General features: G+C 73.0%; 20 protein-coding genes. 7 read left to right on the forward strand and 13 right to left on the reverse strand.

Annotation, left to right across the window (positions count from 1 at the left end):
• The first annotated feature begins 25 nt into the window (after positions 1 to 25).
• The 3 genes from ACH45N_RS19200 (at position 26) to ACH45N_RS19210 (ending at position 6,941) form a co-directional block, all read left to right on the forward strand.
• A complete protein-coding gene (locus ACH45N_RS19200; protein WP_397396719.1) occupies positions 26 to 4,006 on the forward strand; it encodes a ThuA domain-containing protein in 3,981 nt (1,326 codons plus the stop codon).
• Between the two features lie 29 nt (positions 4,007 to 4,035).
• The gene (locus tag ACH45N_RS19205; RefSeq protein WP_397396721.1) at positions 4,036 to 5,958 is read left to right on the forward strand and encodes an OmpL47-type beta-barrel domain-containing protein; all 1,923 of its coding nucleotides are present in this window, start codon (positions 4,036 to 4,038) and stop codon (positions 5,956 to 5,958) included.
• Between the two features lie 95 nt (positions 5,959 to 6,053).
• Entirely contained in the window at positions 6,054 to 6,941 is an 888-nt protein-coding gene (locus tag ACH45N_RS19210; protein ID WP_397396723.1) for an arginase family protein, read from the forward strand.
• Positions 6,942 to 7,019: 78 nt separating this feature from the next.
• Here ACH45N_RS19210 and acnA read toward each other — a convergent pair whose 3' ends face one another.
• The 4 genes from acnA to ACH45N_RS19230 form a co-directional block, all read right to left on the reverse strand.
• Entirely contained in the window at positions 7,020 to 9,797 is a 2,778-nt protein-coding gene (gene acnA, locus ACH45N_RS19215) for an aconitate hydratase AcnA (RefSeq protein WP_397396725.1), read from the reverse strand.
• Positions 9,798 to 9,928: 131 nt separating this feature from the next.
• The gene (locus ACH45N_RS19220; protein ID WP_397396727.1) at positions 9,929 to 10,759 is read right to left on the reverse strand and encodes an SGNH/GDSL hydrolase family protein; all 831 of its coding nucleotides are present in this window, start codon (positions 10,757 to 10,759) and stop codon (positions 9,929 to 9,931) included.
• 47 nt (positions 10,760 to 10,806) lie between these two features.
• Positions 10,807 to 12,207 (reverse strand): class I SAM-dependent RNA methyltransferase, encoded by a 1,401-nt coding sequence (locus ACH45N_RS19225; RefSeq protein ID WP_397396729.1) that lies wholly within the window; start codon positions 12,205 to 12,207, stop codon positions 10,807 to 10,809.
• A gap of 102 nt (positions 12,208 to 12,309) precedes the next feature.
• A complete protein-coding gene (locus ACH45N_RS19230) occupies positions 12,310 to 14,307 on the reverse strand; it encodes an APC family permease (protein ID WP_397396731.1) in 1,998 nt (665 codons plus the stop codon).
• 96 nt (positions 14,308 to 14,403) lie between these two features.
• Here ACH45N_RS19230 and ACH45N_RS19235 point away from each other — a divergent pair, with 96 nt between their 5' ends.
• Together ACH45N_RS19235 and ACH45N_RS19240 are read left to right on the forward strand one after the other, a co-directional pair.
• Positions 14,404 to 15,057 (forward strand): potassium channel family protein, encoded by a 654-nt coding sequence (locus ACH45N_RS19235; protein ID WP_397397522.1) that lies wholly within the window; start codon positions 14,404 to 14,406, stop codon positions 15,055 to 15,057.
• Positions 15,057 to 15,722, forward strand: coding sequence for a potassium channel family protein (locus ACH45N_RS19240; RefSeq protein WP_397396733.1), 666 nt, complete (start codon positions 15,057 to 15,059; stop codon positions 15,720 to 15,722). The genes ACH45N_RS19235 and ACH45N_RS19240 overlap by 1 nt, the downstream gene beginning before the upstream one ends.
• 22 nt (positions 15,723 to 15,744) lie before the next feature.
• On the opposite strand, the gene ACH45N_RS19245 is transcribed toward ACH45N_RS19240, so the two are convergent.
• The 4 genes from ACH45N_RS19245 to dut all read right to left on the reverse strand — a co-directional run bounded on the left by ACH45N_RS19245 (position 15,745) and on the right by dut (position 18,259).
• Positions 15,745 to 16,524: a DUF3159 domain-containing protein gene (locus tag ACH45N_RS19245; protein WP_397396735.1), complete on the reverse strand. Its 780-nt coding sequence runs from the start codon at positions 16,522 to 16,524 to the stop codon at positions 15,745 to 15,747.
• Between the two features lie 5 nt (positions 16,525 to 16,529).
• A complete protein-coding gene (locus tag ACH45N_RS19250) occupies positions 16,530 to 16,916 on the reverse strand; it encodes an OB-fold nucleic acid binding domain-containing protein (protein ID WP_397396737.1) in 387 nt (128 codons plus the stop codon).
• Between the two features lie 15 nt (positions 16,917 to 16,931).
• Positions 16,932 to 17,657 carry a DUF3710 domain-containing protein gene (locus ACH45N_RS19255; protein ID WP_397396739.1) on the reverse strand — a complete coding sequence of 242 codons (726 nt, stop codon included), beginning with the start codon at positions 17,655 to 17,657 and terminating at the stop codon, positions 16,932 to 16,934.
• A gap of 125 nt (positions 17,658 to 17,782) precedes the next feature.
• The gene (dut, locus tag ACH45N_RS19260) at positions 17,783 to 18,259 is read right to left on the reverse strand and encodes a dUTP diphosphatase (protein WP_397396741.1); all 477 of its coding nucleotides are present in this window, start codon (positions 18,257 to 18,259) and stop codon (positions 17,783 to 17,785) included.
• A 77-nt stretch (positions 18,260 to 18,336) separates the two neighbouring features.
• Between dut and ACH45N_RS19265 the strand changes: the two genes are divergently transcribed.
• Positions 18,337 to 18,780, forward strand: coding sequence for a DUF3093 domain-containing protein (locus ACH45N_RS19265; protein WP_397396743.1), 444 nt, complete (start codon positions 18,337 to 18,339; stop codon positions 18,778 to 18,780).
• 130 nt (positions 18,781 to 18,910) lie between these two features.
• On the opposite strand, the gene ACH45N_RS19270 is transcribed toward ACH45N_RS19265, so the two are convergent.
• On the reverse strand, positions 18,911 to 19,210 hold the full coding sequence (locus ACH45N_RS19270; protein ID WP_020014531.1) for a DUF4193 domain-containing protein: 300 nt from the start codon (positions 19,208 to 19,210) through the stop codon (positions 18,911 to 18,913).
• Positions 19,211 to 19,520: 310 nt separating this feature from the next.
• The gene (locus tag ACH45N_RS19275; RefSeq protein WP_397396745.1) at positions 19,521 to 20,384 is read right to left on the reverse strand and encodes an inositol monophosphatase family protein; all 864 of its coding nucleotides are present in this window, start codon (positions 20,382 to 20,384) and stop codon (positions 19,521 to 19,523) included.
• A 120-nt stretch (positions 20,385 to 20,504) separates the two neighbouring features.
• Here ACH45N_RS19275 and sepH point away from each other — a divergent pair, with 120 nt between their 5' ends.
• On the forward strand, positions 20,505 to 21,674 hold the full coding sequence (gene sepH / locus ACH45N_RS19280) for a septation protein SepH (protein ID WP_397396747.1): 1,170 nt from the start codon (positions 20,505 to 20,507) through the stop codon (positions 21,672 to 21,674).
• A 13-nt stretch (positions 21,675 to 21,687) separates the two neighbouring features.
• Here sepH and ACH45N_RS19285 read toward each other — a convergent pair whose 3' ends face one another.
• Genes ACH45N_RS19285 through ACH45N_RS19295 form a run of 3 tightly spaced genes read right to left on the reverse strand, consistent with a single transcriptional unit; the run spans position 21,688 to position 24,110 of the window.
• Positions 21,688 to 22,320, reverse strand: coding sequence for a thymidine kinase (locus ACH45N_RS19285; RefSeq protein WP_285103576.1), 633 nt, complete (start codon positions 22,318 to 22,320; stop codon positions 21,688 to 21,690).
• Positions 22,321 to 22,329: 9 nt separating this feature from the next.
• Positions 22,330 to 23,535, reverse strand: coding sequence for an alkaline phosphatase family protein (locus ACH45N_RS19290; protein ID WP_397396749.1), 1,206 nt, complete (start codon positions 23,533 to 23,535; stop codon positions 22,330 to 22,332).
• The gene (locus tag ACH45N_RS19295; RefSeq protein ID WP_357476849.1) at positions 23,532 to 24,110 is read right to left on the reverse strand and encodes a DUF5998 family protein; all 579 of its coding nucleotides are present in this window, start codon (positions 24,108 to 24,110) and stop codon (positions 23,532 to 23,534) included. Before ACH45N_RS19295 ends, ACH45N_RS19290 begins: the two co-directional genes overlap by 4 nt.
• Positions 24,111 to 24,150: the final 40 nt, after the last annotated feature.

Here is a 24,150-nt window from a genome sequence, read left to right on the forward strand (position 1 = left end):
CCCGTTCACGCGCAAAGGAGCAGTGATGGAACGAACCCGAAGAGGCATCATCGCCGCGGTGGCCGGTGCCGCCCTCGTCGCCACGATGTCGACGACGCCGGCCGCGGCCCAGCGGAGCGCGACGGCGGTCGACACCGCCGTCGAGACCGCCCTGGCGGCCGCCGCACCCGTCGCCGCCGCCACGACCGCCGCGACCGAGCCCACCGTGCTCGTGTTCCACGGCGCGGCCGCCGACCAGGCCGACCCGGTCGCCGTCGCGACCCGGACCATCCGGGAGCTCGGCGCGGAGAACGGCTTCACCGTGCACACGGCCAGCGACCCGAAGGTGTTCACGGCCAAGAACCTCGCGGAGTACCGCGGGGTCGTGTTCCTGTCCGCCGAGGGCGTCGAGCTGAGCACCGCGCAGGAGGACGCGCTCAAGGCCTACGTGCAGGCCGGCGGCGGGTTCCTCGGCGTCCGCGACGCGGCGCGGGCCCAGGCCCGCTCGCAGTGGTTCACGGGCCTGATCGGCACGCGGCCCGCGGGCAACCTGCCCGACCCGCTGCCGGTGGCGAGCGCCACCGCGAGCGCCGAGAACCCGCCGAACGAGGTGGCCGCCAACCTGATCGACGGCGACTCCCGGACCAAGTGGCTGGCGTTCGAGCCGACGGCGTGGATCGAGCTGGAGCTGGACGAGCCGCTCGCGGCCGCCCGGTACGCGCTCACCTCCGCCAACGACTCCGAGGGCCGCGACCCGCAGGACTGGACGCTGCAGGGCTCCACGGACGGCGAGACCTGGACCGACCTGGACACGCGGGCCGGCGAGGACTTCCCGGACCGGTTCGCCACGAACGACTACGACGTCGACAACGACGTGGCCTACCAGCACTACCGGCTGGACATCACGGCGAACGCGGGCGAGGACCTCACCCAGCTCGCCGAGATCCAGCTCTTCGACACCTCGGGCGACCAGGAGCCGGACCCCGAGGTCCCGGTGCAGGAGGCGACGGTGAACGTCGTCGACCGCGCGCACCCCGCCAACGAGGGGCTGCCCCTGAACTGGACCCGTGAGGACCGGTGGCTGAACTGGTCGCCGAACCCGACCGGTGACGTGCACACGGTGGCGCAGGTCCAGGAGTGGGACTACGAGCCGGGCGAGGGCGCGAACGGCGCGTTCCACCCGATCTCGTGGTGCCGTGACTACGACGGCGGCCGCTCGTTCTACACCGGCATGGGCGGCACCGCGGAGAGCTACGCGGAGGAGGGCTTCCGTGACCACCTGCTGGGCGGCCTGCTCTGGGCGGCCGGCATGGTGCGCGGTGACTGCCAGGCGACCATCGCGGCGAACTACGAGGCCGAGCGCCTGACCGCGCAGAACACCGCCGGCACGCTCGACCAGATCGGCGAGCCGCACGGGCTCACGGTCGCACCCGACGGCGGCGTCTTCTACGTCGGCAAGGGCGCCTGCCCGTCCGGCCCGATCGTCTCGTGGGACGACCCGGACGTGGGGCTGGGCTGCGGCACGATCCACCGCTGGGACCCCGAGGCGGGCGAGACCACGCTGCTGACCACGCTGGACGTGATGGGCAACCGCGGCAGCGGCAGCGAGCTGGTCAAGAACGAGGAGGGGCTGCTGGGCATCACGCTGGACCCCGACTTCGAGGAGAACCAGTGGATCTACGTCTACTGGATGCCGCACGAGTCGATCGACGTCGAGCGGCGCGTGGGCCAGCGCACGGTCTCGCGCTTCACCTATGACGCGGCGGCCGACACGATCGACCAGTCCACCCGCAAGGACCTGCTGCACTGGGAGACGCAGATCCACAGCTGCTGCCACGCGGGCGGCGGCATGGACTTCGACAACGACGGCAACCTGTACATCGGGTCCGGTGACAGCAACTCCTCGGGCGGGTCGAACGGCTACTCCGGCAACAACTGGACGCAGGAGTTCGCGGGCCTCTCGTTCCAGGACGCGCGCCGCACGGCCGGCAACACGAACGACCTGAACGGCAAGATCCTGCGGATCCACCCGGAGGACGACGGCACGTTCACGATCCCCGAGGGCAACCTGTTCCCCGAGGCGGACGACCCGGGCGACAAGACGCGCCCGGAGATCTACGTGATGGGCGTGCGGAACATCTCGCGCCTGGCCTACGACAAGAAGAACGACTGGCTGACGGCGGCCTGGGTGGGACCGGACGCGGGCGCGCCCGACCCGGAGCTCGGGCCGGCGAAGTACGAGACCGCGACCATCATCACCTCGGCGGGCAACCAGGGCTGGCCGTACTGCATGGGCAACCGGCAGCCCTACCGTGACCGCAGCAACGAGGACGCCACGGTGCTCACCGGCTGGTACGACTGCGACCACCCGAAGAACACCTCGCCGCGCAACACCGGCCTGGTGGACCTGCCGCCCGTGCGCGACAACATGATCTGGTACTCCCCGAGCGGCGGCGGCCCGGTCTTCCCGAGGAACGAGGACGGCATCCCGTCGTACGTCGACGAGGAGGCCACCTACACCCAGCCGTACCTGCGGGGCGGCGGTCAGGCCGTGATGGACGGTCCCACCTACCACCGGTCCGAGGTGGACACCGACAGCGGCGTCGCCTGGCCCGCGTACTGGGACAACAAGTGGTTCATCGGCGACCAGTCGAACGCCAGCAACCGGATCGCCGTCACGGTGAACCCGGACACGGTGGACGAGGCCGGTCCCCCGGTCTTCGCCGAGGACCTGCGCAAGATCATCCAGGGCGGCGCGGGCAACGAGCAGGTGCAGAGCTGGATGGACGCCAAGTTCGGCCCGGACGGCGCCCTGTACCTGCTGGACTACGCGGGCGGCTTCTTCTCGCTGCACCCCAACCAGAAGCTCGTCCGGATCAGCTACAAGGGCGGGGCTCCGACCCCGGTGCCGGCCGCGTCCGGCACGAGCGTGCAGAGCTCCCCGCTGACCGTCGCCTTCACCGGTGACCGCTCGGGCGGCGTCTCGTACGCCTGGGACTTCGGGGACGGGAGCACCTCGACCGAGGCCAACCCGCGGCACACCTACGCCCGCGTGGGCAGCTACGACGCCACGCTGACGGTGACCTACGCCGACGGCGAGACGTCCACGGTCGAGGTCGCGGCCGAGACCACCTGCACCATCCCGGACGACCGGGGCACCGTGTGGTTCGGTGACACCAACAGCGGCGTCACCAACGACGACCTGGGTGGCTGCACGATCAACGACATCATCCAGGACGAGCGGGAGTGGGACACGAACGGCCGGTTCGTCAACCACGTCACGGCCGTGGCCGACCAGCTCCGGGCCGACAAGGTGATCACTGTCGCCGAGCGCAAGAAGCTGATCAGCGCGGCGAAGTCGTCCGGCATCGGGGCGGAGGGCAGCACCGGCTACCGGTGGCTGTTCGACGGCACGGCCGAGCAGCTCGCGGACTGGCGGCAGGCCCCCGGCGGCAAGTTCGACCTGAAGGACGACGGGTCGATCCTGTCCACCGGCGGGCTCGGCATGCTCTGGCACCCGGGCGAGGAGCTCGGCGACTTCTCGCTGAAGCTGGAGTTCAAGGACGTCGCGCCGGAGGGACGGTTCGCCAACAGCGGCGTCTTCACGCGGTTCCCCGACCCCCGGGTGGCGCGCGACGACCGGCCCGAGTGCGGGCAGGGCACCAACGACGAGGCCTGGGTGGCGATCTACTGCGGCCACGAGATCCAGCTCTACGACGGTCCGACGGGCGAGGTCCAGAAGACGGGGTCGGTGTACAACTTCGACCCCAACACGCTTCAGGACGCCGGGGTGACCCCGAAGGGCGAGTGGAACACCTACGAGATCCAGGTGGTCGGCCAGCAGTACACGATCATCCGCAACGGCGAGGTGATCAACGAGTTCGAGAACTCGCCGGGCAAGCAGTCCTCGCGCGCCGGCGACCCGCCGACCGACCTGCGGCAGTTCCTGCGCGGCTACATCGGCCTGCAGAACCACAGCGACGCGGACGCCATGGAGTTCCGCAACATCCGGGTGCGTGACCTGTGACCAGGCCCGCGAAGACGAGAGGAACACCCATGCGACACAGGCTGTCCCGCCTGCTGGCGGTGGCCGCGGTCGGCGCCCTCGTGGCGCTGCCGCTGGCACCCGCCACCGCCGTCGAGACCGGCACCGCTGAGACCAGCACCGTCGGGACCAGCACCGTCAAGCCCGTGGCCGACGTCACGCCGGACCGGGCCGCCAACCGGGCCGCCGGCCAGGCCACCACGCAGGCGGCCGACCAGGTGCTGACCTTCACCGCGAGCGCGAGCGTCTCGGCGTACGCGTCCGCCCCCACGACGGCGGCCGCCGGGCCGACCACCATCGTGTTCGAGAACAGCACCGCGACCGGCAACAACATCGGGATGTCCCACACCCTGACGTTCGACACCGGCACCCCGGGCTACAACCAGGACGTCACCCTGGACATCCTGGCCAACCCGCTGGACGCCAACGGGGGCCGCTACGAGGCCGAGGTCACGCTGACCCCGGGCACGTACCGGTACTTCTGCGCGATCCCCGGGCACAGCACCATGGTGGGCGAGCTCGTGGTCACCGAGGGCGGCGGCGGTGACGACACCACCGCCCCCACGGTCACGGCGGACGTCGCCGGGGACCAGGACGACGAGGGCGCCTATGTCGGCTCGGCGAGCGTGAGCCTGGCGGCCGACGACGGCGACGGCTCGGGCGTCGAGTCCGTCGAGTACGACCTGGACGGGGCCGGGTACACCCCGTACACCGCCCCCGTCGTGCTCGACGAGCCCGGCACCTACATGCTGGAGTACCGGGCCACCGACGTGGCGGGCAACGTCTCCGAGCCGGAGATGCTGCACGTCACGGTCGTCGCCCCCGACGGCGAGGACACCACGCCGCCGGTGGTCACCGCCGAGGTGACCGGCGACCTCGACGCCGACGGCGCGTACGTCGGGTCCGGGACCCTGAATCTCACGGCCCGGGACCCCGGATCGGGTGTGGCGGGCATCGAGTACGACCTCGACGGGGCCGGCTGGGCGGCGTACACCGCGCCCGTCGTCGTCGACACCCCGGGCGAGCACACCGTGGCCTACCGGGCCACGGACCGGTCCGGCAACGTCTCGGAGCCGGGTTCGGCCACGTTCACCGTGGTCGAGGCGCCCCCGGTCGACGAGACGGCGCCCACCGTCACCACCCAGGTCACCGGCGAGCAGGACGACGACGGCGCGTACGTCGCGTCGGCCACGGTCGCGATCCTTGCCGAGGACGCCGGTTCTGGCGTCGAGTCCGTCGAGTACGACCTGGACGGCGACGGCTGGACGGCCTACACGGCGCCCGTGGTCGTGGACGTGACCGGCGCGCACACCCTGCGCTACCGGGCCACGGACGCGGCCGGCAACACGTCCGAGCCCGGGAGCGTGGAGCTGGTCGTGGTGGACGGGCAGGACCCGCCGGACACCACGCAGCCCATCGCGTCGGCCCAGGTGGACGGCGACCAGGACGACGAGGGCGCCTACCTCGGGTCCGCCACGGTCACCATCACCGCCCGGGACGACGAGTCGGGGGTGGCGTTCATCGAGTACGCGCTCGACGACACCGCCTTCCGGGAGTACACCGGCGCCGTGGAGGTCACGGAGCCCGGGTCGCACGCGTTCGCGTACCGGGCCACCGACAACGCGGGCAACGTGACCCGGACCGGCACCCTGCGGTTCGACGTGGCCCGCGGCGCGATCGACGCCTGCCCCGTCTCCGACGAGCGCCCCACGGTGATCATCGGGAACAAGGACAGCAAGGTGACCAACTACGACACCGGCAACGGGTGCACGGTCGCCGACCTGGTCGACGCGGACGGCGGCTGGGTCAGCCACACCGCGTTCGTGAGCCACGTGCAGCAGGTCGCCGACCAGCTCGACGACGCCGACGTGCTGACCGCGCAGGAGGTGACGAAGCTGGTCCGGGCCGCCCGCCAGTCCGACGTCGGGCGCTAGCACCGGCCCGGCAGGACCGGCACGACCTGCGAGACGGAGCGGACCGTCTGCCCCCGGGCAGACGGTCCGCTCCGTCGTTCGGGCACACTGGGCGCATGGCGTCCACGGCCGGTTGGGCAGTTGTCGGTGTGCCGTCCAGCGCCGCGGCGCACTCCCGCGGGCTGGAGAAGGCCCCGGCCGCCCTGCGCGCCGCCGGGCTGCTCGACGCCCTGGCCGCCGCCGGCGTCGACGTCCGGGACGACGGCGACCTGCCCGCCGCGGCCTGGCGTGCGCACCGCGCGCCCGGCGAGCCCAACGACGCCGGCCGCGTGATCGACGGCCTGCGCGGCGTGCGGCGGCGCGTCGACGCGGTCCTCGCCCGGGGCGAGCGGGCCCTCGTGCTCGGCGGGGAGTGCACCGTCACCCTCGGGGTGGTCGACGCCGTCGCCGAACGGCACCCCGACGTGGCCCTCGTGTACGTGGACGGCGGCCAGGACCTCCAGCTCCCGCCCGACCACCCCGACGAGCCCGTCCTCGACGCGATGGGCGTGGCCCACCTCCTCGACCTGCCCGGCGCCTGGCCCCCGCTCGCCGCGGCCGGCCACCGACGCCCCCTGCTGAGGGCCGACCGGCTCGTCTACCTCGGGTACTCCGACGACGAGGAGGACGTCCACGGGCTCGTCCCCGCGGTCCGGATCCCCGCCGCGCAGGTGCTCGCCGACCCGGAGGACGCCGCTCGCCGCGCCCTCGCCGCCGTGGGCGGCACCCCGTTCGTGCTGCACCTCGACGTCGACGTGCTCGACTTCCTGACCCTCCCGGTGGCCGACGTGCCGACGTACGGCCGCGGCCTGGTCCCGGCGACGCTGGACCGGGTGCTGCGCACCCTCGGCGCCGACCCCGGCCTGGTGGCCATGACCTGCGTGGAGGTCAACCCCGACCACGCGGACGAGGCGGGCCTGCGCGGCGTCGTCCGGCTGCTGGCGGGGGCGCTGGCCGCCGGCTGACCTCCCCAGGTCCCGGGACGACGACGGCGCCCCACCCCTCCGCGAAGGAGGGACGGGGCGCCGTCGGTCGGTGACGTGTTACGAAACGAGCGACCGGAGCACGTACTGCAGGATGCCGCCGTTGCGGTAGTAGTCCGCCTCGCCCGGGGTGTCGATGCGCACCACGGCGTCGAACTCGACCTGCGAGCCGTCGGCCTTGGTGGCCGTCACCTTGACGGTCTCGGGCGTGACGCCCTCGTTCAGGGCGGTCACCCCGGTGACGTCGAAGACCTCGGTGCCGTCCAGGCCCAGCGAGTCGGCGTTCTGGCCGGCCGGGAACTGCAGCGGCAGCACGCCCATGCCGATGAGGTTGGAGCGGTGGATCCGCTCGAAGCTCTCGGTGATGACGGCCTTCACACCCAGCAGCGCGGTGCCCTTGGCGGCCCAGTCGCGCGACGAGCCGGAGCCGTACTCCTTGCCGCCGAGCACCACGAGCGGGGTGCCGGCCGCGGCGTAGTCCTGCGCGGCGTCGTAGATCGTGTCCTGCGCGTTCTTCACGAAGTTGAAGGTGAAGCCACCCTCGACGCCCGCACCGTTGTTCTCGGAGGCCAGGAGCTGGTTGCGCAGGCGGATGTTCGCGAACGTGCCGCGGATCATGACCTCGTGGTTACCGCGGCGCGAGCCGTAGGAGTTGAAGTCGCGACGGCCCACGCCGTGGTCGGCGAGGTACTTGCCGGCCGGGCTGTCCGGCTTGATCGAGCCGGCCGGGCTGATGTGGTCGGTCGTGACCGAGTCACCCAGCTTGGCCAGCACACGCGCGCCGGAGAAGTCGGTGACGGGCTCCGGCGTCATGCCCATGCCGTCGAAGTACGGGGGCTTGCGCACGTAGGTGGACTCGCTGTCCCAGGCGAACGTGTCGCCCTCGGGCGTCTCGAGCGCGGCCCAGCGCTCGTCGCCCTTGAAGACGTCGGCGTAGTCCGCCTCGAACATCTTGCGGTCGATCGAGGATGCGATGGTCGCCTCGACCTCCTCGGGCGAGGGCCAGATGTCGCGCAGGAACACGGGGTTGCCGGCCTCGTCGCGGCCCAGCGGGTCGTGCTCGAAGTCGAACTCCATGGTGCCGGCCAGGGCGTACGCGATGACCAGCGGCGGGGACGCCAGGTAGTTCATCTTGACGTCCGGGTTGATGCGGCCCTCGAAGTTGCGGTTGCCCGACAGCACCGAGACGACCGACAGGTCGTGCTCGTTGACGGCCTCGGAGACCTTCTCGTCCAGCGGGCCGGAGTTGCCGATGCAGGTGGCGCAGCCGTAGCCCACCAGGTGGAAGCCCAGCTTCTCGAGGTACGGCCAGAGGCCGGCCTTCTCGTAGTAGTTGGTCACGACCTGCGAGCCCGGCGCCATGGAGGTCTTGACCCACGGCTTGGACACGAGGCCCTTCTCGACGGCGTTCTTCGCGAGCAGCGCCGCGGCGAGCATGACCGACGGGTTCGACGTGTTGGTGCAGGACGTGATCGAGGCGATCGCGACCGCGCCGTGGAACAGCTCGAACTCCTTGCCGTCGCTGTTCGTGACGTGCACGTGCTTGCGGCCGTTGGCCGTGATGGCCGGCGAGTCGGAGGCGGGGAACGACTCCTTCTCGGCCTCGTCCACCTGGTCCAGCACGTCGGGCGCGTACGTCGGCAGGTCGCGCATGAAGGCGCTCTTCGCGTTCGTCAGCTCGATGCGGTCCTGCGGGCGCTTCGGCCCGGCGATCGAGGGCACGACCGTGGACAGGTCGAGCTCGAGGTACTCGGAGAAGACCGGCTCGGCCGAGTCGGCGTCGAGCCACAGGCCCTGCTCCTTGGCGTACGCCTCGACCAGGGCGAGCTGCTCCTCGGAGCGGCCCGTCAGGCGCAGGTAGTCGACCGTGACCGAGTCGATCGGGAAGATCGCGGCCGTCGAGCCGAACTCCGGCGACATGTTGCCGATGGTGGCGCGGTTCGCGAGCGGCACCTGGGCCACGCCCTCGCCGTAGAACTCGACGAACTTGCCGACCACGCCGTGCTGGCGCAGCATCTGCGTGATCGTGAGCACCACGTCGGTGGCGGTCACGCCGGCGGGGATCGAGCCGTTCAGCTTGAAGCCCACGACGCGCGGGATGAGCATCGAGACCGGCTGGCCGAGCATCGCGGCCTCGGCCTCGATGCCGCCGACGCCCCAGCCCAGCACGCCCAGGCCGTTGACCATGGTGGTGTGCGAGTCGGTGCCGACGCAGGTGTCCGGGTAGGCGCGCAGCACCGGCGCCTCCCCGTTCACGGAGACCTCGCGGGTCATCACGGTGCGCGCCAGGTACTCGATGTTGACCTGGTGCACGATGCCGGTGCCCGGCGGGACGACCTTGAAGTCGTCGAACGCCGTCTGGCCCCAGCGCAGGAACTGGTAGCGCTCGTGGTTGCGCTGGTACTCGAACTCGACGTTGCGCTGGAAGGCGTCGGCGCGGCCGGCGACGTCGATCTGCACGGAGTGGTCGATGACCATCTCGGCGGGGGCCAGCGGGTTGACCTTCGTGGCGTCGCCGCCGAGCGCGGCCACGGCCTCACGCATCGTGGCGAGGTCCACGACGCAGGGCACGCCGGTGAAGTCCTGCATGATCACGCGGGCCGGCGTGAACTGGATCTCGGTGTCGGGCTGCGCGTCCGGGTCCCAGGACGCGAGGGCACGCACGTGGTCGGCGGTGATGTTCGCGCCGTCCTCGGTGCGCAGGAGGTTCTCGGCGAGGATCTTCAGCGAGTACGGGAGGCGCTCCACTCCCTCGACCGCGCTGAGCCGGAAGATCTCGTAGGACGTGCCGGAGACCTCCAGCGTTCCCTTTGATCCGAACGTGTCCACGGTGCTCACTCGGGCTCCTTCTGCGGGGCTGACGGTGCGTCGGCTCTCACAGGCGCGGTCATCGCGCGAAGGAGCCGCCGCATGGGTTCCAGGGGGCTTCACCCAGCCTAGGCCGGGCTGCTGGAGCCAGCATAACGCATTTATCTTGACGTCAAGATATCTGCCGGGTGGGCGCCCGTCTCCTCCTGCTCGGCCGCGGGCGCCTGGAGCGTCCGCACGATCCGCCGGGCGATCGCGGCGTTGCCCGCGTCGGTCGTGTGGATCCCGTCCTCGTGCACCAGGCGGCCCTGGACGATGTTGGGGTCCAGCAGCGACACGTACGTGGCCTCCGCCTCGGCCGCCGCGGCCCGCACCGCGCTGTCCAGGGCGCGCGCCTCCAGGCCGACCGCCCAGGGCGTGGAGGGCCCGACCGACACGATCTCGGCGTCCGGGAACCGCTGCTCGGCCAGGGCGTACGTGTCCGCGACAGCCGCGAAGACCGGCCCGGGCTTGGCCCGCAGGTCCTTGAAGTCGTTCTGCCCGCCGGCGATCACCACGACGTCCACGCTGCCCCGCGGCACGGACCGGAGCTGGGCGGGGTAGTTGAGCTTGTCCAGCTCGGGGTTGCCCTTGACGAACCCGGTGCCGCCGTCGGCCACGTTGAGCTCGCGCCAGCCCATCTTCTCGGACACGAGCGTGCTCCACCGCAGCTCGGGCGACGTCGCGCCCTGCCCCACCGTGTACGAGTCGCCGACGAAGAGGGCCACCGGCTCCTTCTCGGCCACCGGGGACGGCGACACGGACGGGGACGGGGACGGCGACCCCGCGTCGGCCCAGACCTTCGGCGCGCCCCGCGGCGCGGGCACGGAGGCCCCGCCCGTCCCGCCGACGGCGATGCCGCCGGCCCCCAGGACCATGCCCACCAGCACGGCGACGGCGAACGCCGCCACCACCGACACAGCGATCCCGCCGCTCACCAGCCACCGCTTCACGGTGCGCATCCTATGCGTACTGACCTGGGGCTTCGTCCGTCGTCCGGTCAGCCCTGCCGGTCCAGCACCGCGACCGCCTCGACGTGGTGCGTGTGCGGGAACAGGTCGAACCCGCGCACGCCCGTCAGCGCGTACCCGTGCGCCGCGAGGTAGCCGACGTCGCGCGCGAGCGCCGCCGGGTCGCACGCCACGTAGACGATGCGGCGCGGCTCGCGGGCCGCGATCGCGTCCACCACGGCGCGTCCGGCGCCCGAGCGGGGCGGGTCCAGCACGACGACGTCCGCGGCGGGCACGTCGGCCTCGCCCGGCCCGCCCGCGAGCACCCGGTCCACCGCGCCCAGGCGCAGCTCCACCTGACCGTACGCGTGCGCGTTGCGGCGCGCGTCCTTCACGGCGCGCTCGTCGCCCTCGACGGCGACCACCCGGCCCTCGGGCCCGACGGCGTCCGCCAGCGGCAGCGTGAACAGGCCCGCGCCGGAGTACAGGTCCAGCACGGTCGCCCCGGCCAGCTCCCCCGTGCTCGCGCCGGCGGCGTCCAGCACGGCGCCCGTCAGCACGGCGGGTGCCTCGCGGTGCACCTGCCAGAACCCGTCGGCGGCCACGCGGTAGCGGTGCGTGCCCCACGGGCCGGTCACGACCTCGGTCACGGCGCGGCGGGCGTTGGGCCGGGAGTCCGGCTTGCCGCGTCGCCACGGCTCGCCGTCGACCAGCAGCGCCGGGTCGCCCTCGGACGGGGCGACGAGCTCCAGCCGCGCACCCGGCGTCCAGGTGCGGGTGAACACGTCCTCGGCGACCGCGAACGCCGCCAGCTCGGCGGAGGCCAGCGGCATCTTCTTCAGCGCGACGACGTCGTGCGAGCGGTGCTTGCGCATGCCGGCGTGGCCGTCGGCGTCGGCCACCAGGTCGATCCGGGTGCGGTAGTGCAGGCCGCGGCGCTCGTCGTCGCCCGGCGCGGCCTCGACACCGACGTGCTCGGCGAGCCAGTCGGCGTCGAGGCGTGCCAGGCGCTGGAGCTGCTCGACGAGCACGGCCATCTTCCAGCGGCGCTGCGCGGGCAGGGCGACGTGGGACAGCTCGCCGCCGCCCGCGCCGTCGGCGCCGGCCGCGGGCCACAGCGGCTCCACGCGGTCCGGGGACGCCTCGAGCACCTCGACGGCGTCGGCGCGCCAGAAGGTCGGGCCGCCCTCGGTGACGCGGGCGCGGACCCGCTCCCCCGGCAGCGTGTGGCGCACGAACACGACGCGGCCGTCCAGGCGGGCCACGCAGTGGCCGCCGTGGGCCACGGGGCCGACCTCGAGCTCGAACTCCTGCCCCACCTCCGGCCCCGGGGCGGCGTCGCTCACACGCCGCGCGCGGCCGGGCCGCGGGGAACGCTGGGGACGACGGCGCGGGCGGCCGCCCTGCTCGGGGTCTGCGGGCGCGGTGCGACGGTCGGGGTTGCGGGGCATGTGCTCAAGTATCGCCCACGGGCCGCCCGCAGCCGCCCGGTCGGGCGCTCGGCTGCGTCACACCCTGCGGCGTCACATCCGGCGGCGTCACGTCCGGCGGCGTCACATCCTGCGGCCGCGCAGGAAGGTGTCGCCCTCCAGCCCGGTCTGCCCGCGCGTCGAGGCGAGCTGCCACGGCACGGAGGCCACCACGACGCCGGGCGTGAACAGCAGGCTGCCCTTCAGGCGCAGCGCCGACTGGTTGTGCAGGAGCTGCTCCCACCAGTGCCCGACCACGTACTCCGGGATGTAGACGATGACGAGGTCGCGCGGCGACTCGCGGTGCACGGACCGCACGTACTTGACCACCGGGCGGGTGATCTCGCGGAAGGGCGAGTCCAGGATGCGCAGCGGGACGGGCAGGTCGAGGGCCTCCCACTCGGCGGTGAGCTTCTCGACGTCCTCGCGGTCCACGCCCACGCTGACGGCCTCCAGCACGCTGGGCCGCGCGGCCCGCGCGTAGGCCAGGGCGCGCATGGTCGGCTTGTGCACCTTGGAGACCAGCACGACGGCGTGCACGCGGCTCGGCAGCGCCCGCGCCGCGGAGACGTCGTCGAGCTCCAGCTCGTCGCGCACGCGGTCGTAGTGCTTGCGGATGGCACGCATGAGGACGTACAGCACGCCCATGGCCAGCAGGGTGATCCAGGCGCCGTGGGTGAACTTGGTGAGCAGCACGATGATCAGCACGATGCCGGTGAGCCCGAACCCGACGCCGTTGACCAGGCGCGAGCGCTTCATCCGGCTGCGCGCCGCCGGGTCGGGCTCGGTACGCAGCCCGCGCGTCCAGTGCCGCAGCATGCCGAGCTGGGACAGCGTGAACGACACGAACACGCCCACGATGTAGAGCTGGATGAGCCGGGTGACCTCGGCGTCGAACACCACGATCAGCACGATCGCCGCGACGGCGAGGGTGATGATGCCGTTGGAGAACGCGAGCCGGTCGCCGCGGGTGTGGAGCTGGCGCGGCAGGTAGCCGTCCCGGCCGAGGATCGAGCCGAGCACAGGGAACCCGTTGAACGCCGTGTTCGCGGCGAGCACCAGGATGAGGCCCGTCACGGCGGAGACCGCGTAGAAGGCGGGCGGGAAGCCCGAGAAGACGGCCTCGGCGAGCTGGCCGATGACCGGGATCTGCACGTAGTGGTCCGAGACCGGCTCGCCGTCGAGCGTGAGCTGGCTGTGCGGGTCCTCCGCGAACTGGACGCCCGTGGCCTGGGCCAGCAGGAGGATCGACATGATCATCGTGGCCGAGATGGTGCCGAGCAGCAGCAGCGTGGTCGCGGCGTTGCGCGACTTGGGCTTGCGGAACGCCGGCACGCCGTTGCTGATCGCCTCGACGCCGGTCAGGGCGGCGCAGCCGGACGCGAACGCCCGGGCCAGCAGGAACGCGCCCGCGATACCCACCAGGCCCTGGTCGAACGCGGCCTCGGCGGACAGCTCGAACTCCGCGCTCTGCGCCTGGGGCAGCGTGCCGGAGAAGAACCGGAACGCGCCCGTGACGATGAGGGCCCCGATGATCGCCATGTAGCAGTAGGTCGGGATGGCGAACGCCGTGCCCGACTCCTTGACCCCGCGCAGGTTGACCAGGGTGAGCAGCGACACCGCGATGACGGCGGCGAGCGCCTCGTGGCCCCGCAGCCCGGGGATGGCCGCGGAGGCGTACTGGGCCGCCGACGAGATCGACACGGCCACGGTGAGCACGTAGTCCACCAGCAGCGCGGAGGCGACGCCGATGCCCGCCGAGGGGCCGAGGTTGGTGGTGGCGACCTCGTAGTCGCCGCCGCCCGAGGGGTAGGCGTGCACGTTCTGCCGGTAGGACGCCACCACGATGAGCAGCACCACGACCACCACGAGACCGACCCATGGGGAGAACGCCAGGGCCGCGATACCCGCCAGCGACAGGGTCAGCAGGATCTCGTCCGGCGCGTACGCCACCGAGGAGAGGGCGTCCGAGGCGAACACCGGCAGCGCGATGCGTTTGGGCAGCAGCGTGTGCCCCAGGCTCTCGCTGCGCATGGGGCGGCCGACCAGAAGTCGTTTGGCCGCATCGACGATGTCCGACACGTTGGAAGACTCTATGCCCGTCGATGGCCTCCGGCGCACCCGGCGCACCATCGTCACCCCCGGCGCGGTAGCGTTCCGTCCGTGCACTTCGTCATCATGGGCTGCGGCCGCGTCGGCTCCAGCCTCGCCCAGGAGATCGAGGGCCGCGGACACTCCGTCGCCGTCATCGACCAGAACCCGGACGCGTTCCGGCGTCTGCCTGCGGACTTCTCCGGCAAGAAGGTGACCGGGGTGGGCTTCGACCGCGACACGCTCGTGCAGGCAGGGATCGAGGACACGTACGCGTTCGCGGCGGTGTCCGACGGCGACAACTCCAACATCCTGTCCGCGCGCGTGGTCCGGGAGACGTACGGGGTGGACAACGTCGTGGCCCGGATCTACGACCCGCACCGGGCCGAGATCTACCAGCGGCTCGGCATCCCGACCGTCGCCACGGTGCGCTGGACGGCGGACCAGGTGCTGCGCCGCATGCTGCCGCTGGGCTTCACCGACGAGTACCGCGACCCGTCCGGCACGGTGCGGCTCGCGCAGATCGAGTACCACCGGCGGTGGGTCGGCCGGCCCGTGCTCAACATCGAGGCCGCCACGGGGGCGCGCGTCGCCTTCGTGACCCGCTACTCGTCGGCGATCCTGCCGACGCCCGACATCGTGCTCCAGGAGAACGACGTGCTCCACCTGCTCATGGCGGCCGACCGGTCCGCCGAGATCGAGCGCATCCTCACCGCCGCGCCGACCGCCGAGGAGGACTGATGCGCGTCGTCATCGCCGGGGCCGGCTCGGTGGGCCGCTCGATCGCCCGCGAGCTGCTGAGCCACGAGCACGAGGTCACCCTCATCGACAAGAACCCGGCGGCCATGCGCGTCTCGCAGGTCCCCGAGGCGGAGTGGGTACTCGCGGACGCGTGCGAGCTGCCCGCGCTGGAGGCGTCCGAGCTGGAGCAGGCCGACGTCGTCGTGGGCGCCACCGGCGACGACAAGGTGAACCTCGTGTTCTCGCTGCTGGGCAAGACGGAGTTCGGGGTGCCGCGCACGGTCGCGCGCGTGAACAACCCGAAGAACGAGTGGATGTTCGACCAGTCGTGGGGCGTGGACGTCGCCGTCTCGACGCCGCGCATCATGACCGCGATGGTCGAGGAGGCCGTCGCCGTGGGCGACCTCGTGAAGATCTTCAGCTTCAGCCAGTCGCGCGCCGACATCCTGGAGCTGACGCTGCCCGCCGACTCTCGGGTCGCGGGGACGCGCGTGGGCCAGGTCGTGTGGCCGGCGGACGTCACGCTCTCGACGATCGTGCGTGACGGCCGCCCGCTGGTGCCGAGCCCGGACGACACCCTGGAGGCCGGCGACGAGCTGCTGCTGGTCGCCGGCTCGGACGCCGACACGGACGCGCTGCAGAAGCTGCTGGTGCCGAAGGGCTGAACCGGCCCGGCCGGCCGCCGTCTCAGGCGGTCGCCGGGGCCTTCGGCCGGCGCACGACGTACCAGGTCAGGTACAGCACGAGTGCCCAGAGCGGGACGCCGAGCAGCAGGTGGAACGTGCCGAGCCAGGCGACGTCGCCCGCGAAGTAGAGCGGCGTCTTGACCGCGAGGCGCAGGGCGAACAGCCCCACCCAGAGCCAGGTGGCGATCGAGTACATGCGCATCCTGGCCGGGTCGGACCGCCAGGCGGTCAGCGCGGCGAAGACCGACGGCTGGTCGTCGGGGCGGTCCGCGTCGGCCTTCACGGCCTCCGGCGTCAGGCCGGCGCGCAGCGCCTCCACCACGTAACCGACGGCGGGGCGGCGCGCGAGGATCGTGCCGAGCAGCACCACGAGGTAACCGGCGTTGAGCAGCAGGCCGCCCGCGTAGTAGTCCTCCGCGTCGCCCGACGTCCAGGCCCAGACCACACCGACGGCGATGCCGAGCAGGCCACCCAGCGCCTGGGTGACCGGCGTGCGCTGCACCAGGCGCGCCACGACGAGCACCAGGGCGGCGACCACCGACGCGATCAGCGGGACGGTCAGGTCGTTGGTGATCACGAACGCGACCACGAACACCAGGCCGGGCAGCACCGCCTCGACCAGGCCGCGCAACCCGCCCACGGCCTGCGCGGCCGAGAACTCGTCGCCGGCCAGGGCGCGCATGCCGCGCGCCGGGGTCTCTGCGGGCCGAGCCGCGGACTGGGTTACGGGCTGTGTCGCGGGCTGCTGCGGGGGCACGTCAGGACGTGCGGGATCGCTCATGGGGGCTATTGTGCCTCGCCCGGCCGGGGCCTCAGCTCGTACCGCGGGTTGAACATGGTGCGCCGCCCGTCGACGTCGCAGACCATGCCCTCGACCCGGATCCGGCGGCCCGGCTCGATGCCCTCGATGGTGCGGCGGCCGAGCCACACGAGGTCCAGCGCCCCGGAGCCGTCGAAGAGCTCCGCCTCCAGGGTGGGCACCCCCTCGCGCGGGCGCAGCACGACCGAGCGCAGCACGCCCGCGACCTTGCCCCGGGAGCGGGTGGGCACGGACGTGACCGCCGCGCAGCCGATGTTCTTGGAGGCGTCCACGCGTTCCGCGGTGTCGCTGACCTCCTCGTTCGAGGCCAGCGTCGCCGCGATGCGGGAGGCGAGTGCCGAACGGAGCCCCATCAGTGGTTCACCTCGTCAGCCGATCTGGGTGATCTCAGGGCCGCGACGCAACGGGTTGAAGTCCGACATCTGCGGCGTGGCGCCCTGGGGACCGGCCGGCTCCTGCGCCGGCTGTGCACCATCCTTGCGCGCCGACTTCGGCAGCGCCAGGGGCAGCAGGTCGCGCGGCGGGCGCGGGCTCTGGTCCCGCACCACGACGATGTTCGCGAACACGGACTCCAGCGGCTTGGCCGCCTCGGCGTCGAGCGCCGCCCGGCCCGCGAGCACGCCGCGGATGAACCAGCGGGGGCCGTCCACGCCCACGAACCGCGCCGGCCGCTGGCCGGGCTGCCCGTCGGGGCCCGTCACGGGCATGCGCACCAGCAGCTCGCGGCCGAACACGCCGGGCACGTCGTCCACGATGCCGCCCTGCCCGCTGACGGACTGCGCGATCTCGTGCCGGATCTCGTCCCAGATGCCCTCGGTGCGCGGCGCGGCGAACGCCTGGATCTGGAGGTTGGACCCCTCCAGCGCGGCCGTCACCCCGGTGACCTTCTGCGTCTTCTTGTCGATCTCCATGCGGAGCTCGAGACCGGGCATCACCGGCAGCCAGATGGCACCGAGGTCGACCCGGGGGCCCATCTCGTCCACCTGGGACCGGTCGAAGGGTCCGTGGGGCCGCTTCTGCTGCTCGGCCTCCACCGACGCCCACTCGACCGAGGCGGGCTCATCCGCCGTACCTCGTCGGCTGAACAGACCCACAGCCACACTCCTTCGTCGTTCGTCCATTGCTCGCCCCACCCGCGCGCACGCATTACTGCGCCGGGCGGCGTTATCCGCTCGTTACTTACAGCCTAGACCTGTCCGGCGCCGAACTGGACACGCGTTCAGCGCCCGGCGAAACCGCCGCTGGAGCCGAAGCCGCCGTCGCCCCGGTGCGAACCGGGCAGGGTCTGCGCGGGCACGAACCGCGCGCGCTCGACCTTCTGGATCACGAGCTGCGCCACCCGGTCGCCCCGGACCAGCTTCACGGCCTGCGTCGTGTCGGTGTTGAGCAGCGTGACCTTGATCTCGCCGCGGTAGCCCGCGTCCACGGTGCCCGGCGCGTTCACGATGGTCACGCCGTGCTTCGTCGCGAGGCCCGAGCGCGGGTGCACGAACGCCGCGTAGCCGTCCGGCAGCGCGATCGAGACCCCGGTGGGCACCAGCACCCGCCCCTGCGGCGGGATCTCGACGTCGACCGTGGTCACCAGGTCGGCGCCGGCGTCGCCGGGATGGGCGTAGGAGGGGACGGGAACGTCGTCCAGGAGGCGGATGAGCACGTCGACCGTGCTGCCGTCGTGAGCTGGCTCAGGGGTGGGCACGCCGGAAGAGTACGCCACCTGGGCCCGCGCCGCCGCAAGAGTGCCGGGGCGGTGCCGGGGGCTGGGATGATGTGTCCATGACGGCGACCACCCTCACCTTCCACGAGCGTCTTCTCCCCGGTCCCGGTGGCTGGCTCGGCACGGTCGGTCTGGGCGCCATCGGGGCGATCGTGCTGTGGCCCGTGCACGCGGTCGCGGCGGTCACCGTCGGGCTCCTGGTGTGCGTCGGGTCGGCGGTCGCCCTGGCCGTGTCGTCGCCGGTCGTCGAGGTGTCCGACGGCGTCCTGCGCGCCGGGAGCGCCCGCATCCCGGTCGCGCTGCTGGGCACGACCCAGGCCTTGGACGTGGCCGCAATGCGGCACGAGCTGGGTCCCGGCCTGGACGCACGCGCCTACGTCTGCCTGCGCGCGTGGGCGCGCACCGGGGTGCGGGTCGCGGTCGACGACCCGGCCGACCCCACCCCTTACTGGCTGGTCTCCACGCGCCGCCCGGAGCTCCTGGTCAAAGCCCTCACCGACTGAGCCGCAGGCTCGGGCGGCAGACAAGCAGAGCAGCGCCGACCCGGGCCCCGCCCCGGGCCCGGGTACGACGAAGGCTGCCATGCACCGCATGACAGCCCGGTCGTGTCGTCAGTGCCGAAGGCCTGGTGGATCAGGCGGCGCACTCCGTGCAGATCATCTGGCCGGCCTTCTCGTAGGCCAGCTGGCTGCGGTGGTGCACCAGGAAGCAGCTCGAACACGTGAACTCGTCCGCCTGACGCGGCAGCACCCGTACTGCGAGCTCCTCGCCCGACAGGTCGGCGCCCGGGAGCTCGAAGCCCTCGGCCGCTTCTGTCTCGTCCTCGTCCACAACGCCCGAGGACTTGTCAGAACGACGTGCCTGCAGCTCCTGGATCGAGTCCTGCTCGACATCCTCGTCGTTCTTACGCGGGGCGTCGTAGTCAGTTGCCATGTGGTGTTCTCCGTCGGTAGGTGGTCGCGCCGGAAGGGTTCGGGACTTCCGGGGTTCGACGCCGCCCCGGCCGGGACACCGCAAGCACCGTCGAACAGCGACCGCAAGCGGGTGTACGCGCAGATAATGCACACGGCCCCGGTTTTGTTCCCGAGTCGGCCCACGGATTGTGCACCATTTCTGTCAGGCGCGCTACATCTACCGGTGTAACCCCGGTCACGTACGCTCTGACCTGCGACGACGGCCCGTTTTCGGCTTTTTGACCCCGGTCAACGGTGACCGCTCTTGCACGGGTGTGTCATAAAAAAGATCACCCGCCGACGGGGCTCCCGGCGCCGTCGGCGTCCACCGCCTCGAGGATCTCGGCGAGCTGCGCCACGAGCTCGCGCGGGCCCGCGACGGTCATCGCGTTGCCGGCGGGCCGGCCGCGCAGACCGGTCACGACGGCGCCCGCCTCGGTGGCCACGATCACGCCCGCCGCCATGTCCCACGGGTTCAGGCCGCGCTCGTAGTACAGGTCGAGCGAGCCGTCGGCGAGCAGGCACAGGTCGATCGCGGCGGAGCCGAGCCGCCGGATGTCCCGGATCCGGGGCAGCACCTGCGCCAGGACCTGGGCCTGCTCGGCCCGGCGCACGGCGTCGTACCCGAAGCCCGTGCCCACCAGGGACGTGCTGAGGGACGCCGGGGCGCCCGACCGGATCGGCGCGCCGTCGCGCGTGGCGCCCTCCCCCAGCCCGGCCGACCAGGTGCGCCCGTCGGCGACGCTGTGCACGCACCCGGCCAGCACGGTCCACGACGCGGGCTCCGGCGGACCCGCCACGACCGCCACCGACACGGCCCACGACGCCACGCCGTACAGGTAGTTCACGGTGCCGTCGATCGGGTCGAGCACCCAGGTCAGCCCGCTGGTGCCGGCCACGTCGTCGCCCTCCTCGCCCAGGATCGCGTCGTCCGGGCGCTCCGCGGCGATCATCTCGCGCAGCAGCTCCTCCGAGGCACGGTCCATGACGGTGACGGGGTCCACGTCGCTCGACTTGGTCGCGGCCACCTCGACCCGCTCCGGTCTGCCCTCCCGCACGAGGCTCCCGGCGGCCGTCGCGAGGCGGACGGCGAGGTCGCGGAGGGCGGTGACGGTGACGCCGTCGGGCAGCGCGTGCGGTGCGGGTGAGATCACGCGCCCATCCTGCCGCACCCGTCGGCGGGCTACGATCCGGCGGCACACCGACGCGCCTGCGCCGCGCCGCCCCCGCTCGGTGGCAGGCTCGGCTCACAGGACTACCCCGGGAGGACTGGCATGGACGAGCTGGAGCTGGTGAGGCTGCACGAGGACGGTGAACGCCTCGTCCTCGCCGCACGCGACGGCACCCAGAGCACCCTGCCGATCACCGACGCCCTGCGCGCCGCCCTCCGGGGCGACCGTCCGCGCATGGAGTCGATCCGCGCCCAGGAGGAGTCCACCCTGCGCCCGCGCGAGATCCAGGCGCGCCTGCGCGCGGGCGAGACCTGCGAGGCCCTCGCCGAGGCCTCGGGCCTGCCCGTGGAGCACGTGCGGCGCTTCGAGTACCCCGTCATCTCCGAGCGCGAGCACGCGATCTCCCGCGTACGCGCCAAGGCCGTGCTGAACGACGACGACACCGCCACCACGCTCGGCGAGGTCGCCGACGAGCGCCTGCGCTCGCGCGGCGTGCGGCCCGACGACGCGCGGTGGACCGCCACCCGGGAGGGCACCCACCCCTGGATCGTCCAGGTCGAGTTCACCGCGGGCGAGCGGCCGCGGGAGGGCCGCTGGTCGCTGGAGCCGCGCGGCGGCTTCGTCACGGCACTCGACGACGAGGCTCGCTGGCTGGGCCTCCCCGAGGACGACGAGGGCCCGGCGCTCGCCGGCGTCGCCACCCTGCCGCCGCAGCGGCTGGGCGCGCGCGGCTCCCGGCCGGCCCCGCCCGAGCCCGACGACACGGACCTGCTGCTGGACAACCTCTCCGAGCGGCGCGGCCAGCGGCCCGCACGGCGTTCCGCGCCCGACGTCGGACCGCCCGACCTGCTGGAGCTCGACCACCTGGACGGCGGGCCGGCGGGCCCGGGCTCGGCGGCGAGCCCGGACGAGCCCGACGAGTCCGCGCCGGAGCCCGCCGCGGCCGTGGTCGACATCGGCGCGCGCCGCGGGGGGTCCCGTCCCCGGATGCCGTCCGTCACAGTGCCGGACTCCCCCGCCGACCTCGAGTGGGAGGGGCCGAGCCAGTGGGAGATCCCGGGGCCCGTGCCGGCCACGCCCCCGCCGTCCGAGCCGGAGGCGACGCCGCCGCCGGAGCCCGAGCCCGCTCCGGCCCCGGAGCCGGAGCCGGTGAACGTGCCGGACAAGGAGCCGGCGGCCGCCAAGCGGCCCGCGCCCAAGCGCGGCCGCAAGTCCCGCGCGCAGGTGCCGAGCTGGGACGAGATCGTGTTCGGGTCGCGCCCGGAGGTCTAGTACCGGGGTCCTGCTAGCCCCAGAGGGACTCGTCCGCCGACCGGCGGCGCGCGGTGAGCGCCGTCATGCGGCGCATGTGGTGCCGGCGGCACAGCACCTCGTACGCGACCTCGGCGAGGCCGACGTCGCCGATCACCACCTGCTCCCCCTCGGTGACCATGATCCCGTCCACGGTGCGCGCGTTGTGGGTGGCGCGCGCGCCGCACCAGCACAGCGACTGCACCTGGAGCAGCTCGACGCGGTCGGCGAGCTCGATGAGTCGGGCCGAGCCGGGGAAGAGCCGGGTGCGGAAGTCGGTGGTGATGCCGAAGGCGAAGATGTCGATCTCCGTCTCGTCCACCAGCCGGGCGAGCTGCTCCACCTGCGCGGGCGAGTAGAACTGCGCCTCGTCGCAGACCAGGTAGTCGACGGCCTCGCCGCCCGCGCGGCGGCCGCTGATCTCGACCCAGAAGTCGGTGTCGTCGGTCACCTCGACGGCCGCGACCTCCAGGCCCAGCCGGCTGGAGACCCGGTCCGCGCCCGCCCGGTCGCCCCGGCTGAAGATGAGCCCCTCGCGCCCGCGGGCGCGGAAGTTGTGGTCGGTCTGCAGGGCGAGCGTGGACTTGCCGGAGTCCATGGTCCCGGAGAAGAAGACGAGCTGGGCCACGAGAGCTTCCTAGGAGAGGGCGGTCAGGAACGGCACGAGCATCTCGTGCGGCGTGAGGGAGCCGTGCACGCCGGGCAGCGCCCGCGCGTTCGCGGAGTGCACCCGGGAGTCGACGACGGTGGCGGCGCCGGTCATCGCCACCACGACGTCCCCGATGGCGGGCAGCACGTGCTCGGCGACCGGCCCGAACCAGCCGCCCGCCACCACCTGCTCCCGCAGCACGACCAGGGCGTGGTCGCCCAGCCGCTCGGCCCACCGGGCCGCGACGTCGGCCGGGTCGGTGCCCGGCTCGGTGTAGACGTGCAGGGCGCGCGGCTCGCCGCCCACCAGGGCCACGCCGGGGTGCAGGGCCGGGTCGGTCGCGACGTCCCACTGCGTGGTCAGGTCGGCCGTGATCTGGCCGTGGTCGGCCGTGACCAGCACCAGGGTGCCGCGCGGCACGCTGCGCAGCAGGCGGCGCAGCTCCCGGTCCGTCGCCTCCAGCGCGTCGCCCCACTGCCACGAGTCCCAGCCGAAGCCGTGGCCGGTCTTGTCGACGTCGCCCTGGTACAGGTACACCAGGCTCTGCCCGCTGCCCGCCGGGTCGGCGGGCCGGCGCAGCGCCGCGACGGTGGCGTCGACGCGCTGCTCGAACGTCTCGGCGGCCACGTGCACGGGGCCGCGCAGGGCGGCCTGGCTCATGCCGGAACCCGCGAACTTCCGCGGGCCGGGGGCCACGACCCGCGTGCCGGCGGCGGCGAGCGTCTCCAGGACCGTGGGCTCGCGCTGCACGTCGGCGGGATCGCCGAGGTCGCGCCACTGCACCACCGCGGCCAGGGCACCGGTCTCGGGGTTGCGCTGCGTGTAGCCGAGCATGCCCGTCCGGCCCGGGGCGGTGCCGGTCCCGAGGATGCTCAGGCCCGCCGCCGTCGTGGACGGGAAGCTGGAGGTGAGCGTGGCGGCGGCCTCGTCCCGCTCGCGCAGCAGGCCGCGCAGGAACGGCGCGTGGCCCCCGCGCTCGGCGAGGTTGCGGATGCCGAGCCCGTCCACCAGCACGACGACGACACGGTCGGCGTCGGGCAGGCCGAGGGCCGCGCGGCAGCCGGCCGCCGTCAGGCCCGTGGCCGTGCTGAGGTCGTGGCCCAGGGCGCCCGCGGCGGCGGGCAGCACGGCGGCGAGGCTGGTCGTGTCGTAGGACGGCGCGACCAGGCCCTCGGGCAGGTGCGGTGCGCTCACGCAGACGTGGCCCGGGACAGCGCCCGGGCGAAGTCGACGGCCGCCCGGACGGCGGCGTCGCCCTCGGCCTCGCCGGAGACGCGGACCACCACGTCGTCGGGCGTCACCTGGCCGGTCAGGCCGTGGTCGGCCGTGCAGTTCGGGTCCACGCAGGAGGCGGGCTCCAGGTCGACGCGGGAGACCGCGCCCCAGCCCACGGCCAGCGTGACCTCGCGCGTGGCCCCGCGCTGCGGGTACTGCGCCGGGTCCGCGATCACGTGGGTCAGCGCCACGGAGCGGATCTCGCGCACGGGCACCACCTCGGTGGTGGCGGACGCCGAGCCGGACCGCGCCGGGTCCTCCCCCGTGTGGTCGTCGACGTGTGCGGTGACCAGGCGGGTCGGGGTCAGCACGAGGACGGTCAGGTGGCGGCGCACCTCCGAGTCGAAGGTGGTCTCGGCCTGCACGAGGTGGGCCACCACCTCCTCGCCGGCCAGGGCCACGTCGAGCACGTCCGCGACGAGCTCCGGGTAGTAGCCGGCCCGGTGCAGGTGGGCGGTCAGGTCGTCACGGGCATCGGTCGGGGCATGGGGCACGAGGGGAATCATCCCATCCACGCGGAGGTCAGGTCCACAT

Source organism: Promicromonospora sp. NPDC019610, from assembly GCF_044389365.1.
GTDB lineage: Bacteria > Actinomycetota > Actinomycetes > Actinomycetales > Cellulomonadaceae > Promicromonospora.

Bases quoted from the DNA above. Each gene is read 5' to 3' on its own strand.
- ACH45N_RS19200 (WP_397396719.1), top strand. From the start codon at position 26: ATGGAACGAACCCGAAGAGGCATCATCGCCGCGGTGGCCGGTGCCGCC.
- ACH45N_RS19205 (WP_397396721.1), top strand. From the start codon at position 4,036: ATGCGACACAGGCTGTCCCGCCTGCTGGCGGTGGCCGCGGTCGGCGCC.
- ACH45N_RS19210 (WP_397396723.1), top strand. From the start codon at position 6,054: ATGGCGTCCACGGCCGGTTGGGCAGTTGTCGGTGTGCCGTCCAGCGCC.
- ACH45N_RS19225 (WP_397396729.1), bottom strand. From the start codon at position 12,207: ATGCCCCGCAACCCCGACCGTCGCACCGCGCCCGCAGACCCCGAGCAG.
- ACH45N_RS19235 (WP_397397522.1), top strand. From the start codon at position 14,404: ATGGGCTGCGGCCGCGTCGGCTCCAGCCTCGCCCAGGAGATCGAGGGC.
- ACH45N_RS19240 (WP_397396733.1), top strand. From the start codon at position 15,057: ATGCGCGTCGTCATCGCCGGGGCCGGCTCGGTGGGCCGCTCGATCGCC.
- ACH45N_RS19245 (WP_397396735.1), bottom strand. From the start codon at position 16,524: ATGAGCGATCCCGCACGTCCTGACGTGCCCCCGCAGCAGCCCGCGACA.
- ACH45N_RS19250 (WP_397396737.1), bottom strand. From the start codon at position 16,916: ATGGGGCTCCGTTCGGCACTCGCCTCCCGCATCGCGGCGACGCTGGCC.
- ACH45N_RS19265 (WP_397396743.1), top strand. From the start codon at position 18,337: ATGACGGCGACCACCCTCACCTTCCACGAGCGTCTTCTCCCCGGTCCC.
- ACH45N_RS19270 (WP_020014531.1), bottom strand. From the start codon at position 19,210: ATGGCAACTGACTACGACGCCCCGCGTAAGAACGACGAGGATGTCGAG.
- sepH (WP_397396747.1), top strand. From the start codon at position 20,505: ATGGACGAGCTGGAGCTGGTGAGGCTGCACGAGGACGGTGAACGCCTC.